The organism is Streptomyces sp. NPDC002671, assembly GCF_053592475.1.
On the sequence record NZ_JBSFVU010000003.1, the window covers coordinates 69,408 to 83,213 of the forward strand.

Below are 13,806 nucleotides of genomic sequence, written 5' to 3' on the forward strand. Positions count from 1 at the left end.
TCACCACTCCGCCTACGCGGCTCAGGGCGGGTCAGACGAGACGCACCGGCTTCTCCGGGCGTATGCCGGACGCGGCCAGCCAGTCGTGCAGCGGGCCCGGGTCTCCCTCCTCGATCAGGCTGAGGACCCTGGGCATCAGGTCGGCGGCCCGCTCGCCGTCCAGCAGCAGCGCCGGGCCGTCGAGCCAGTCCAGGCCGGGGGCCGCGCCGGCGGTGTCGACGGCCGCGCAGCACACCAGCGCGGTCACGTGGTCGGCGAGGAGTTCACGGGCGGTGCGCGGGGTCTGGAGCGGGAACAGCGGGAGGGCGCCGTCGTCCCACAGGGAGCCGCCGGGGCCCTGCCCGGGTGCGGTGGCGCCGCTCGGCGCGACGGCCTCCTCGCGGGCCAGCGCGGCACTCAGCCCGGCGGCGAGGGCGGCGCTGCGCTCGGTGCCGGGGTCGGAGCACTCGCCGTCGTCCCCGTCGTACGCCTCGTCGTGGTCGTACGCCTCGTCGGTCTCGGCGGTCTCCTTGGCCCCGTCGGTCTCGTCGGCGGCGGCCTCGTCCCCGGGGTGCTCGTGGACGGCGGGGCCGGGGGCGGGTTCCGTGAGGTGGTCCAGGACGCGGGCCAGGGTGGCACCGCCCGGGTCGGGGGCCGTGGGGTCGGGGGAGGGGCGGACGCCGAGGGAGTCCAGGACGCGGTGCAGACGGGCCGCGTGGGCGCGCCAGGTGCGGTCCACGACCTCCTCCGGATAGGCCTGCCAGTCCACCGGCGCCCAGTCCCGGCCGGGCTCGGCGGGGCCGCCGTGGAAGAGGCGGGCGGCGAGCAGGGAGACGGCCTCGTCCACCGCGCCCGGCTCCTCCAGCAGGTCGCACGCGGGCCGTTCGCCGAGACGGGAGGCGAAGCCCTCGGCGAGCCGGTCGCGCCGGGACAGCTCGGTGAGCGCGGCCACCACGCCGGCGTCCAGCCGGGCCGGCCAGCGGCCCATGCGCCAGGCGGGCAGCGCCACCCTGGTCAGCAGCCGGTCCCAGCCGGCGTACGCCAGCCCGACCTGCTCCTGGGCGACGATCCGCAGGCCGTAGTCCACCGCCTGCGCGCGCTCGGCCGCGGCGGCGGCGACCCCGCGCTCCATCTGCGCCGCGTGCTCCCGGCAGCCGCGCAGCAGCAGCCGGGCCACCGCGCCGACGGCCGCGCACACCCAGCGGGCCGGCGGGCGGCGGCCGGGGGCCGCGGCTACGGCCACGGCCGCGTCCAGCCCGCGGACGAAGCGGCGGGCGGCGGCTATGTCCGGATGCGCGGAGGGGCCCGTACCGGCGACGACCGGCGCGAGGACCGCGCGCAGCTCGCCGACCCGCATCCACCACAGGAACGGGGAGCCGATGACGAGGACCGGGGCGGTGGCCGTGCGGGCCTGGGCGCGGCGCCCGGGCCCCGCTATCTCGTCGTGCGCGGGGCGCGGGGGCGGGGCGTGGGCCGGGTGGGTGCGGTCCTCCAGCCAGCTGTCGCAGTCCGGGGTGAGGGCTATGGCGGACGGCGCCGGGACGTCCAGGCGGTCCGCGAGGTCGCGCACCATCCGGTACAGGTCCGGGGCGGACCGCTCCGGGATCGGGACCGTGGGGCTGACGGCGGGCCGGGCTCGGGCCACGACCAGGGCGATGCCGGCGGCGGCCAGCAGCACCAGCACGGCGAGCACGCCCACGACCCAGCGGGCGGTGTCCCAGCCCCGGCCGACGAAGTGCCCGGTGGAGCCGCCGGTCAGCAGGATCACCGCGGCGGCTGCGGGCAGCAGGGCCACACCCAGCGCCCGGCCGCGGACACGCAGCACGGCCAGGGCCCGGGAACGCGCGGCCTGCGCGCCCGTCTCCACTCCGATTCCGGTCACGAGCGGCCTTCGCCCCCTCCTTGCCGATCCGATGCCGTCCTGGCGTTGCTCACTCCCCCACTGTGGCACCCGTCGCTGACATCGCAATGTCGGTGGGCCAAGTGCCGGAACGCTTGCGCGGCACCATAGTTGGGGCCCCGGCCCCCGTCAGCCGTATGGAAGATTGCTCACCCGATGGAATGGCTTTGGTCAGAGGTGGGTGACAGACAGCGAGGATCAGGCCCCGGATAACGCACCAAACGCGCCAGGCCCCGGATGTTCGTCCGGGGCCTGGCGCGTTTGGCGTGCTTGTTGGCGTGCTTGACCGGCGGTTTTACGCCTCAGCCGACTCGGCCGTCCCGGTCGCCCCAGCCGTCTCGGCCGCCTTCGCCGCGATGTCCGTGCGGTGCTGCGAGCCGTCCAGGCGGATGCGGCCCACGGCCCGGTACGCCCGCTCGCGGGCCTGGGTCAGGTCCTGGCCGGTCGCCGTGACGGACAGCACACGCCCGCCCGCGCTGACGACCGCGTCGCCGTCCTGCCTCGTCCCGGCGTGCAGCACGTACGCGTGCGGGGCGTCCTCGGACGCGACCTCGCCCAGGCCGGTGATCGGGTCGCCGGTGCGCGGCGTGCCGGGGTAGTTGTGCGAGGCGACGACGACGGTGACGGCCGCGTCCTCGCTCCAGCGCAGCGGCTCCAGGACGTCGAGGGTGCCGTTCGCGGCGGAGAGCAGGACACCGGCCAGCGGGGTCTTCAGGCGGGCCAGCACGACCTGGGTCTCGGGGTCGCCGAAGCGGGCGTTGAACTCGATGACCCGGACACCGCGCGAGGTGATCGCGAGCCCGGCGTAGAGCAGACCGGAGAAGGGCGTGCCGCGGCGGCGCAGCTCGTCCACGGTCGGCTGGAGCACCGTCTCCAGCACCTCTTCGACCAGCTTCGGGTCGGCCCACGGCAGCGGCGAGTACGCGCCCATGCCGCCCGTGTTCGGGCCCTCGTCGCCGTCCAGGGCCCGCTTGAAGTCCTGGGCGGGCTGCAGCGGGACGACGGTCTGTCCGTCGGTGATGGCGAAGAGGGACACCTCGGGGCCGTCGAGGAACTCCTCGATGACGACGCGCTCGCACCCGGCCGCGTGGGCCTTGGCGGCCTCCAGGTCGGAGGTGACGACCACGCCCTTGCCGGCGGCGAGTCCGTCGTCCTTGACGACGTAGGGGGCGCCGAAGGCGTCGAGGGCCGCGGCGGCCTCCTCCGGCGTGGTGCAGACGTACGACCGCGCGGTCGGCACGCCGGCCCGGGCCATGACGTCCTTGGCGAAGGCCTTGGAGCCCTCGAGCTGCGCCGCCTCGCCGGAGGGGCCGAACACCGGGATGCCCACCTCGCGCACGGCGTCGGCCACACCGGCGACCAGCGGGGCCTCCGGGCCGACCACGACCAGGTCGGCGCCGAGGCCGGTGGCCAGCGTGGCCACGGCCGCGCCGTCGAGCGGGTCGACCTGGCGCAGCTCGGCGACCTCGGCGATGCCGGCGTTGCCGGGGGCGCAGTACAGCGCGCTGACGTCGGAGTCGAGGGACAGGGAGCGGCACAGGGCGTGTTCGCGGGCGCCGCTGCCGATGACGAGGACCTTCACGGGGTTCAGCCTAATGGCAAGGTTGCCGAAGGCCGGGGGCCGGGGATCCTGTGGGTTCCTACGAAGGCAGGGAACAGCCGGTGCCCCCCTCACTCGTTGGAGAGCTCCTCCACCACGGTCGCGCCCAGCTCCCGCACGATCAGTTCGTGGCCGGACAGGGCCGACTCGTCCAGGTCGGGGTCGTCGTCCTCGGGGATGTCGTCCTCGGGGGCGACGGGGGGCGGCTCGGGCGCCGAGGCGGGCTGCGGGGCAGGGGTGGCCGGTGCCGGGGCGCTGCCCTGGGGGGCGGCGGGCGCCGGGGTGGGCTGCGGGGCGGGGCGAGGGGCGGCGGGGGCGCCGTAGCCGCCGGCGGGTGCGCCGCCGTAGCCCGAGGGGCCGCCGGACGGCATGGGCGCGGAGCCGCCGCCCGACGGGTCGACGACCGCCTCGATCTTCCACTGCACGTTGAACTGCTCGGCCAGCGCCTGTCGCAGCACGTCCTCGCTGCCGCTGCTCGCGAAGTTGTCGCGGGCACCGGCGTTGACGAACCCGAGCTGGAGGGTGGTGCCGTCGAATCCGGCCACGTGGGCGTTCTGGCTGAGCAGGATCCAGGTGAAGCGGCGGCGGTTCTTGACGGCCTCCAGGATGTTCGGCCAGAGCATGCGGGGGTCGAGGCCACCGGCGGGGGCGGCTGCCGGAGCCGGGGCCTGAGCCGGAGCCTGAGGCGGGGTGGAGGGGGCGGCCGGGGCAGGGGCCGCGGCCCGCTGCTGCGGCTGGCCGGAGCCCGCCTGACCTGGCCCTTGCCCCTGTCCCTGGCCGGCCGGGGCGGCGGCCGTGGGCCAGCCGCCGGGGCGTCGGCCGCCGCCGGCCGGGGCGGCGGCGGGCCAGGCACCCGGGGCCGGGGCGGCGGGAGCTTCGGGGGCCACGGGGGTCGCCGGAGAGGGGGCCGGTGCCTGAGCCACCGCAGGCGCGGGTGCTGCCGGGGCAGCAGGTGCCGGAGCGGGGGTCGGAGCAGGGGTCGCCGGGGCGGGCGCGGGCGACGTAGCCGCCGGGGCGCCTGCCCCCTGGCCGGCACCCGGACCACCACCGGCGCTCGGCGCGCCCGAAGCCCGTACGGCCGCGCGGGCTGCCGCGGGACCGCCGCCGGCAGCCACGCCACCGCCGGCCGGATCCCCACCGCCGCCATGGGCCCCAGGTCCCGGGACGTAGTCCATGGCGGGTGCGCCGGCACCGGCGGAGAAGCTGACGCCGCGCTCCAGGCGGTCGAGGCGGGCCATGACGGAGCGCTCGTCGCCGTAGGCGGCGGGGAGCAGCACGCGGGCGCAGATGAGTTCCAGCTGGAGGCGGGGCGAGGTGGCGCCGCGCATCTCGGTGAGGCCCGCGTTGACGAGGTCGGCGGCGCGGCCCAGCTCGGCGGGGCCGAAGGTGCCGGCCTGGGCCTGCATGCGCTCCAGGACGTCGGCGGGGGCGTCGAGGAGCCCCTTGTCCACGGCGTCCGGAACGGCGGCGAGGATCACCAGGTCGCGCAGCCGCTCCAGCAGGTCGGCGACGAACCGACGCGGGTCGTTGCCGCCCTCGATGACACGGTCGACGACCTCGAAGGCGACGGCGCCGTCACCGGTGGCGAAGGCCTCGACGACGGAGTCGAGCAGGGACCCGTCGGTGTAGCCGAGGAGGGAGGTGGCCATGGCATATGTCACACCCTCCTCTCGCGCACCGGCGAGGAGCTGGTCCATGACGGACATGGAGTCACGCACGGACCCGGCACCGGCGCGTACGACGAGCGGGAGCACGCCCTCTTCGACGGGGATGTTCTCCCGCCGGCACACCTCGGCGAGGTACTCGCGGAGGGTGCCGGGCGGCACGAGCCGGAACGGATAGTGGTGCGTACGCGACCGGATCGTCCCGATGACCTTCTCGGGCTCGGTGGTGGCGAAGATGAACTTCAGATGCTCCGGCGGCTCCTCGACGACCTTGAGCAGCGCGTTGAAGCCGGCCGACGTGACCATGTGGGCCTCGTCGATGATGTAGATCTTGTACCGGCTGGAGGCGGGGCCGAAGAAGGCCTTCTCGCGCAGCTCACGGGCGTCGTCCACGCCACCGTGCGAGGCGGCGTCGATCTCGATGACGTCGATGGACCCCGGGCCGTTCCTGGCCAGGTCCTGGCAGGACTGGCACTCCCCGCAGGGCGTCGGAGTGGGACCTTGCTCACAGTTCAGGCAGCGGGCGAGGATCCGCGCGCTGGTCGTCTTGCCGCAGCCGCGCGGCCCGCTGAACAGGTACGCGTGATTGACCCGGTTGTTCCGCAGCGCCTGCTGCAGCGGGTCGGTGACATGCTCCTGCCCGATGACCTCCGCGAAGGTCTCCGGGCGGTAGCGGCGGTACAACGCGAGAGACGACACGCATACGAGGTTATAGGCGCCCACTGACAACCGGTCCCGGCCACAGACCCCGGAAACGCAAGCGCCCCCCACGCACCCGCCAGAGCCGACCTACCCTTGCTGCCTTCCGGCCCTGGGGGAGTTCAGTCAGATAGCGCCACGTGAGGGGCTGCGCCCACAGTACCCGATCGCGGCCCGCGGGCAGTAACGCGATGCGGACCCGATCCGGACCCGATCCGGAGCCGAGCCGGGCCTGCGGGAACGAGTTCGCGAGCACTCCCCTCGGTCATGTAATGTTCCCAGCGGAGGATTCGCCTAGAGGCCTAGGGCGCACGCTTGGAAAGCGTGTTGGGGGCAACCCCTCACGAGTTCGAATCTCGTATCCTCCGCCAGTGCCTCACCGGGCACGTTGTCGAAGGGCCCCCTGGAAACAGGGGGCCCTTCGACGTTGTCCTCACGCCTCGTGGCGCATCGACGATGTGGGTGGTGAGGGTCCTGAGGAGCTTCCGATACCCGCACCAGCTAGAGGATCCCAAGCTTCCTGCAAGTCCAAGTCCCCATCGGAGGCAACCACGGACTGCATGAAAGCGTCACTTGCGGTGACCGAGCCCTGTCGCCTCCTTGGAGGGCTTCCGTTGCCGCCATCACCTCAGCCGCCTCTGCCGCCATCTTTGCCACCGCCGCGGGGGCAGTCCGTGGCGGTGTGGATACGGCGTACGTTTCGCTCACGCAAGGCGTTGTCGGGCGTCACGCAGTGGTTCATCGACTGGGGTATACCGATCGCCCTGGTCATCGGGTTCGTCTGGGTATTCGGTGCCAGCCGATCCGAAAAGGGTTGGAGCGGCATCTACAGGGCGTTCACGCTCATCGACCCGCCCGTGCACGAATCGTCCTGGGGCGCGTCGATACTCGGCTGGCTGCTGGTGCCCGCCCTCATCGGTGGAGTGGCCGGTCATGTGATCGCTGCCCGGATGCAGCGGGTCAAGGAGATCGCCACCAATCACCTCTTTCAGCAAAGGGGCCTCGGCCGTCGGCTCAAGTTGCCGGGAAGGATCACCTTTCTCGAGTCACTGCACCTGAAGAGCGCGGTGGACCAGGAGTTCCTGGACCGTTATGTGAGGCGGGCCCACCGGGGAGACTGGAAGAAGGCCCAGGACCACTGGGAGGTCCTGGTCCGGGACGTGCTCTGCACGGTCGAACTCGCTGAACTGGACCGCACCGAGGCACTCGAATCCGCCGAGAGCTTCGCCCGCGCGGTGATGTGGATGACCGGCTACCAGGACAAGTGCCTCGTGTGCACCGCCCGCGCCAACCACCCGTGACCCTGCAGTAAGGACCCTAACGATGCAGACACGAAGCGCCGTGGAGATCGCTCGCGCTGCCCTGCGCGAAATCTTTCCTACCGCTCCCGAGGATGGCCTGGACGAGGGAGCACGCCACCTCGCCCGCTGGGGAGTCGAAGGTCACGGAAGTCAGCTCGGCAGCTCGGCTGCCGCGCTTATGTACATCGATCTGGCTTCGGCGTCCCAAGAGAGTCGGGTGCCAGACAATGTCAGTCTGGCCGCCGAAGTTGGTGGTGCCACACGGACCTGGCGTGCGCCAACACGGCGGGGCTGACCATGAACCGCGCGCGTTCTGAGCCGCTCGTTGTCCTGGTCTTTGTCCAGTACGCCCACGGCCACCGCTGTTCACCGCCGTACGCACACTCGCGCTGACCTGCCCCGCGGACCCCTGCGAACGCCCCCGGGCGGTCACGCGGACAGTTGGAAAGCGTGTTGGGGGCAACCCCTCACGAGTTCGAATCTCGTATCCTCCGCCAGCCCAGAGGGCCGGACCGCGAAAGCGGTCCGGCCCTCTGGCGTATGTCGGCCGTATGTCGGCCTGATCGCGTCGACGAAGGCAGGCGTGCCGGGTGACGCGCCTCGCGTGTCGATGTGGGCTTGCTTGCGGCATATGAGATGACTTCTACCAGTTCGTCCCACCCGGGACCGCACTGGAACAGGAGCATCTGGATGGCATCACAGGCAACGGCCCGTAGACCCCGCCCCGGCCTGCGACGACTGACGGCGGTCGCGCTGGCCCTGGGCACGGTCGGCGCGCTCGCCGCCGCAGCGCCGCCCGTGGCGGGGCACACCCCGCGCGGGAACGATCACGGCTTCCTGGAGCGCGACCTCGTCTCCGACATCCCGGGCAGGGCGGAGAAGACCGACCCGAACCTGGTCAACCCCTGGGGCCTGGTCCCCGAGAGGACCGGCGAGATCCTCGTCTCGGACAACGGTTTCGACAGGGCGACGGCGTACTCGGGTGCCGTACGCAACCAGCCGGTCAACATCACCCCGCTGCTCGTGCCGTTCCCCGACGGCGGCGCTCCGACCGGGGTCGTGCGCAACGACACCGACAACTTCCAGTTCAGCCTGGGCACGAGGTCCGGGCCCGCCCGGTTCCTCTTCGCGGGGGAGAGCGGCACCCTGTTCGCGTACAACCCGGACGTGAGCGCGGGCGCCGTCCAGGTCGCGTTCGAGCCCAGCGACGGCACGTTCGCCGTCTTCAAGGGCCTGGCGCTGGTGACGGGCAAGAAGAAGGGCCTCGGGTGCGACGGGAAGGGGAAGGCGGGCAAGAAGGGCGGCTGCGACGAGCCGCGCATCCTCGTCGCGAACTTCCGTGACGCCCGCGTCGACAGCTTCGACACCGATTTCAACCTGCTGCCGCCCGACGACCGGTTCCAGGACCCGAGCCTCCCGGAAGGCTTCGCGCCGTTCGACATCAAGAGGATCGACAACAAGATCTTCGTGACGTACGCCCTGCAGGACGACGAGAAGCAGGACGACGTCGCCGGTCCGGGCAACGGCTTCATCGACGTGTTCAGCACCGAGGGCAAGCTGCTCAGGCGCTTCGCGAGCCAAGGTGTGCTCAACTCGCCCTGGGGCCTCGAAACGGCGCCCAAGGGGTTCGGGAAGTTCGCCGGTGACCTGCTCGTCGGCAATTTCGGAGACGGCCGCATCAACGTCTTCGACCTGAAGACCGGCCGGTTCGAGGGCACGGTCAAGGACCGCAACGGGGAACCGATCGTGATCCCCGGCTTGTGGGGTCTGCAGCGTGGCACCAAGCAGTCCGGCGGCAAGGACAGCGTCTGGTTCGCCGCGGGAATCGAGGACGAGGAACACGGCCTGCTCGGCACCCTGCGCGCCGCGAAGTGACCCGTCGCCGCGCCTCGGAGGGCTCGCCGGGCGGTACACCCGCCGGGCGAGCCCTCTTTCCCTCCCTCTCTCAGCCCGCGCAGCAGGAGGGCGCAGCGTTCAAGACGCCGTCAGCTGCGTGGCCAGGGCGGTGAAGGCGCGGATCTTCGCCGTTTCCGTGTCCGTGCGCCAGACCAGGGCGCCGTTGGCGGGGGCCATGCCGGTGAGGGGGCGGTGGGTGACGCCGGGGTGGCGGTAGAGGCGGAAGAGGCCTTCGTGGGTCGCCCAGACGAGACGGCCGGAGGCGACGCTGTGGAGCGCCTCCTGGTAGGTGCGTCCGCCGGGTTCCCGGCGCAAAGGCCTGCCGCGGGGGGTGAACGGGGGGCAGATGGCGTGCCGGAACGCCTCGGGGCGTTCCGCGGGGCCGTCCAGGACCACCCAGTCCGCCAGTTCCTCCACGTCCACGGTCTCCCGCCGCGCCAGCGGGTGGTCGGTCGCGACGGCCAGGACGCGGGGGTGGGACACCAGGACGGTGCCGACCCTGAGGTCCGGTTCGTCCAGCGGCAGCAGCGTGAACAGGACGTCGATCTCGTCGGTGCGCAGCGCCCCGTACACATCGCTCCACGCCACCTCGGCCACCGTGATGTCGCAGGCCGGGTGGCGGCGGCCGAAGGCGGTGACCGGGTCGGTCAGCGGGGGGCCGTTGAGGCAGCCGAGGAAGCCGACCCGCAGGGTGCCGACCACGCCCTGGGCGATGGCGACGGCCTCCTCGAAGCTCTTCCGGAGGCCGGTGTAGGCGGTGCCGAGAGTGCCCCGGGTGTGCTGCCCCAGCGGGGTCAGCGCGACCCGGCGGCTGGTGCGGGTGAACAGCGGGGCGCCGATGCGCCGTTCGAGATTGCGGATCAGCTGGCTGACCCGGGACTGGGACAGCATCAGGCGTTCCGCGGTGCGGCCGAAGTGCAGTTCCTCGGACAGGACGAGGAAGGTCTCGATCTCGGTCAGGTCCACTGTGCTCTCCCCCAGGTCACGGCCTCCCCCGGATCTACCAGACCCGCGCCGCTGCCCCGGCGGGCTTTGCCGATCGATGAGCGTGGCAGATGGGTCGTGCGCCGAATCGGCCTTGATCGGCTTCTGCCCGGGCTGAAATCGTCCAGCCGACGGGACTTCGTCCAACCGACGGGAGAGACTTTCGTGATCGTCGTTACAGGCGCCACCGGCACCGTGGGCTCCCAGGTGGTCCGCGGCCTGCGTGAGCGAGGCGAGGCCGTGCGGGCGCTGGTCCGGGCAAAGACGGCGCCGCCCGCGGGCTGGGACGAGGGGGTCGAGCGGGTGGTCGCCGACTTCGCCGACCCGGACTCGCTGGACGCCGCGCTGGCGGGTGCCGACGCGGTGTACCTGCTGGTGGCGGTGCATCCGGAGATGGACGGCCATGAGCGCAACGTGATCGACGCCGCGGTGCGCGGCGGGCGGTCCCCGCGCATCGTCCTGCACGGCGCCGCGGGGCTGGAGCAACGGCCGGACGGTGTGCGGTTCGTGGGCGCGCACGTCGCCGGCCTCGATCATCTGAAGGCCAGCGGTCTGCCCTGGACGGTGCTGGCGCCGAACGGGTTCTTCCAGAACTTCCTGGGCATGGCGGACGCGGTCCGGTCCGGCACGCTCGCGGTGCCGGGCGGCGCGGGCGCGGTGTCGTACGTGGACGCGCGTGACGTCGCCGCCGCGGCCGTCGAGGTGCTGACCACCGAGGGGCACGAGGGCTCGGTGTACACGCTGACCGGCCCCGCCGCGCTCACCCACGCCGAGATCGCCGCGCGGCTCGGCACCGCCGCCGGGCGCGAGGTGGCGTACGCCTCGCCGGCGCCGGAGGCGGCCCTGGCCGGGATGCTGGGCGCCGGGTGGGACCCCTGGCGCGCGGAGGGGATGGTCGAGTTGTACGGGCTCTACGCCGCCGGGCGGGCCGCGGCCGTCAGCCCGGACGTGGAGAAGCTGACCGGGCGGCCCGCGCGGTCCTTCGCCGAGTTCGCGACGGAGTTCGCGGCCGGGTTCCGCCCCTGAGCCGGACGACGAGTTCACCCATGCCGGCCCCGACCCGCCCCGGGGAAGGCCTTCTCCCTGGCGAGGAAGGCCAGTTGGGCCCGCTTCCGCGGTAGGTACACGTCCGGGAGGTCGATCTCGGGGAGGACGGCCTCGGGGCCGCGCTCGAAGCCCTGGCGTTCGAAGCGGGCGATCGCCTTGGCGTTGCGCACATCCGGGTCGATCACGATGCGCCGGCGGTCCAGGGTCAGCAGGGCGTACCGGGTGATCGCCGTCATCAGCGCGGACGTCCAGCCGGGGCGGGGGCCGTCCGGGCCGGCGGGGGCGAGGAGGAGATGGATGCCGATGTCGCCGGGGCGGGCCTCATAGCACTCGCTCACCCGGTCGGCCGCCGGCTCGTACGTCTGGAGCAGGGCGGCCGGTTCGCCGTCCCTGGTGACCAGGTGGGCGTGGTGGGTGTCGAGGGTGGCCATGTGGGCGTAGATCTCGGTGACTTGGGCCTCGGTGAGGCCGTTCATGCCCCAGAACGCGGCGCGTTCCTCGCTCACCCAGGCATGGACGACGGGCGCGTCGGCCGCCGGGTCCAGGGGGCGGATACGGACGGTGCCGTAGCCGTCGATTCGCTGCTCCGTGTGTTCGTGGGTGAGCAGGGTCCAGTCCGTGACGACCGGGGCCAGATCTCCCTCGATCCACAAGGGCAGTTGGTCGCGGTGGTGCGGGGCGCCGGGTACGCCGTCCGCGCCGAAGGGGACCACCCAGCGGCTGTTCTCGCGGCGGGACAGGTCCCAGACGTAGCGGGCGGCGGGGCCGCGCGCGGCGAGATCGGTGAGGCCGGGGACGGCCGAGGTGCACAGCACGCAGTCGTGGTCGCCGGCCAGGCCCGGTTCCTCGTACGACTCCCCCGGCAACGCCCGCCAGGGGGCGAGTCGGTGGCTGTCGGACCAGGTGCCGGCGGGCGGTGCGGCAGCCACCTCCTCCAGCGCGGCGCGGACCGCGGCGGGGCGGTCGATGCCGTACAACTCCTCGGCGCGCAGCAGGTGTTCGAGGGCGTAGCCGATGCGGGGGGTGAGGGCCAGCCAGGGCTGGAGGATCTCCGGGTAGGCGGGCGGTGCGGTGAGGGCGGCGAACGCCGGGTGCGCGGCGAGATGTCGTACGACGGCGGTGCGGACGGCCGCGTAGGCCGCCGCGCCGGTGCTGTCGGCGTCCATGCGGCGGTCCCAGGCCAGCAGGCGCTCGCGCAGGCGGGCCGCCTCGGGGGTGAGGCCGTCCAGGGCGGCGAGGTGGTCGAGGAGGGGAGCCGCCGAGGCGAGGTGGGTGTCGGTGTGGATCGCGGGCAGGGCGGCGGCGGACCAGGTGCGGCGCTCGTCGAGGAGGGCGCGGATGCGGTCGGCGCGGTGCGGTGGGGCGAACTCGACGCCGAGGGGGGTGGCGGGGCCGCGCTGGTTGGCCATCACGGCGACGCCGTCGGTGAGGGTGCCGTACGGCGTTTCGTGCCAGCCCTGCCACTCGTGGCCGGGCTGCCAGGCGGGGACCGGCCGGAGGCGGTTCGCCGCCGCGCGCACGGGGACACGGCCTGCGACGCGGTGCAGGAGGCCGCCCTCGGCGTCGGCGGCCTGCACGACGTCGACCGGCTCGGCCCAGGTGTCGAAGGCCCGGTCGACGTCGGCGACGGTGCGGGCGCGGAGGAGGGGGAGGAGGGTGCTGAAGCCGAGGTCGCCGGTGACGCGCGGTGGGTGGCGCAGGGCGAGCGGGAGTGGCCCCTGCGGGGCGCTACCGGCGTCGGCGGCTTGCGGTTCGACTCCCTCCAGGCCCTCCGGACCCCCCACGATCACCGGCCCCCGGGCCGTTTCGATCAGCTCCAGTTCCAGGGGAGGTTCGCCCGCGACCTCCACGGTCTCGGTGTGGCGGGTGGCGCGGTGCCAGGCGCCGTCCGGGCCCAGGGCCTCCACGCCCGCGCCGGTGCGGCGGAGGCGCTCGCGGTAGAGGTCCTGGTAGTCGGCCATGGCGTTGGTGACGGACCAGGCGACCGTGCCGGTGTGGCCGAAGTGGGCGATGCCGGGGACGCCGGGGACGGCGAGGCCGAGAATGTCGAACTCGGGGCAGGCGAGGCGGATCTGCTGGTAGACGCCGGGGTCCTCGATGAAGCGGTGCGGGTCGCCGGCGAGCAGGGCGTGGCCGGTGTCGGTGCGGGCGCCGGAGAGCAGCCAGCCGTTGCTGCCCGCCGTGCCGGGGCCGTCGGTGGCGAACAGGCCGACCGCCTCGGGGCCCAGGTGCCGTATCGCCTCCTCGCGCCACAGCTTGGCCGGGAAGCCCGCGAACAGGATGTGCGTGCCGAGCCAGATGCCCAGCGGGGTCCACGGCTCCCAGGTGCCGGGGGTGAGGCCCGTACGGGTGAACTCCGGGGCGCGGCGAGCGCCTTCGGGCAGGCCCGCGTTGACTCCGTCGACGTACGCCCGTACCCACGCGGCCGTCTCGGGGTCCCGGCTCTCCAGGGCCGCGAAGCAGCGCCGCGCGGTGTCGGCGAGGCGGGCGCGGCGGGCGAAGACGTCCCAGGACAGGGCGGAGGCGCCGAGGAAGGATGCCGTGGTGCCCTGGCAGCGGTGCCGCTCCACCTCCAGTTGCCAGGCGCGGTCCACGGCGGTCACGCGGCCCTGGGCGTGGGCCAGTTCGCGGGCGCTGGACGCGCGCAGGTGGGGGATGCCCCAGGCGTCGCGGTAGGTCTCGGTGGTCACTCTGGGAAACCCTTACATTAGGTTAGCCTTGCCTAAGTTAATTGCA

8 protein-coding genes, 1 tRNA gene and 1 other RNA gene are annotated in these 13,806 nt (G+C 73.4%); 4 read left to right on the plus strand and 6 right to left on the minus strand.

All coding sequences use genetic code 11. From position 1 onward, the window contains the following. Window positions 1-31 precede the first annotated feature (31 nt). The 4 genes from ACWD35_RS05135 to ffs form a co-directional block, all read right to left on the minus strand. Window positions 32-1,861, minus strand: a complete 1,830-nt coding sequence (locus ACWD35_RS05135; RefSeq protein ID WP_451349773.1) for a hypothetical protein — start codon at window positions 1,859-1,861, stop codon at window positions 32-34. Window positions 1,862-2,174: 313 nt separating this feature from the next. Beyond that, window positions 2,175-3,461, minus strand: coding sequence for a phosphoribosylamine--glycine ligase (gene purD / locus ACWD35_RS05140; protein ID WP_451349774.1), 1,287 nt, complete (start codon window positions 3,459-3,461; stop codon window positions 2,175-2,177). A gap of 89 nt (window positions 3,462-3,550) precedes the next feature. Beyond that, a complete protein-coding gene (locus ACWD35_RS05145) occupies window positions 3,551-5,842 on the minus strand; it encodes a DNA polymerase III subunit gamma and tau (protein WP_451349775.1) in 2,292 nt (763 codons plus the stop codon). Window positions 5,843-5,896: 54 nt separating this feature from the next. Continuing rightward, window positions 5,897-5,995, minus strand: an RNA gene (ffs, locus tag ACWD35_RS05150) — signal recognition particle sRNA small type. Between the two features lie 130 nt (window positions 5,996-6,125). On the opposite strand from ffs, the gene ACWD35_RS05155 reads away from it, so the two are divergent. The 3 genes from ACWD35_RS05155 to ACWD35_RS05165 all read left to right on the plus strand — a co-directional run bounded on the left by ACWD35_RS05155 (window position 6,126) and on the right by ACWD35_RS05165 (window position 9,018). Continuing rightward, window positions 6,126-6,213 (plus strand) — tRNA-Ser (locus tag ACWD35_RS05155). A gap of 303 nt (window positions 6,214-6,516) precedes the next feature. Beyond that, the gene (locus ACWD35_RS05160) at window positions 6,517-7,143 is read left to right on the plus strand and encodes a DUF6313 family protein (protein ID WP_451349776.1); all 627 of its coding nucleotides are present in this window, start codon (window positions 6,517-6,519) and stop codon (window positions 7,141-7,143) included. A gap of 690 nt (window positions 7,144-7,833) precedes the next feature. After that, the gene (locus tag ACWD35_RS05165) at window positions 7,834-9,018 is read left to right on the plus strand and encodes a TIGR03118 family protein (protein WP_451349777.1); all 1,185 of its coding nucleotides are present in this window, start codon (window positions 7,834-7,836) and stop codon (window positions 9,016-9,018) included. Window positions 9,019-9,117: 99 nt separating this feature from the next. On the opposite strand, the gene ACWD35_RS05170 is transcribed toward ACWD35_RS05165, so the two are convergent. Beyond that, window positions 9,118-10,005: a LysR family transcriptional regulator gene (locus tag ACWD35_RS05170; protein ID WP_451349778.1), complete on the minus strand. Its 888-nt coding sequence runs from the start codon at window positions 10,003-10,005 to the stop codon at window positions 9,118-9,120. Window positions 10,006-10,188: 183 nt separating this feature from the next. On the opposite strand from ACWD35_RS05170, the gene ACWD35_RS05175 reads away from it, so the two are divergent. Beyond that, entirely contained in the window at window positions 10,189-11,049 is an 861-nt protein-coding gene (locus tag ACWD35_RS05175) for an NAD(P)H-binding protein (RefSeq protein ID WP_451349779.1), read from the plus strand. 14 nt (window positions 11,050-11,063) lie between these two features. Here ACWD35_RS05175 and ACWD35_RS05180 read toward each other — a convergent pair whose 3' ends face one another. Continuing rightward, the gene (locus ACWD35_RS05180) at window positions 11,064-13,760 is read right to left on the minus strand and encodes a GNAT family N-acetyltransferase (protein WP_451349780.1); all 2,697 of its coding nucleotides are present in this window, start codon (window positions 13,758-13,760) and stop codon (window positions 11,064-11,066) included. Window positions 13,761-13,806 lie beyond the last annotated feature (46 nt).

Bases quoted from the DNA above. Each gene is read 5' to 3' on its own strand.
- ACWD35_RS05165 (WP_451349777.1), top strand. From the start codon at position 7,834: ATGGCATCACAGGCAACGGCCCGTAGACCCCGCCCCGGCCTGCGACGA.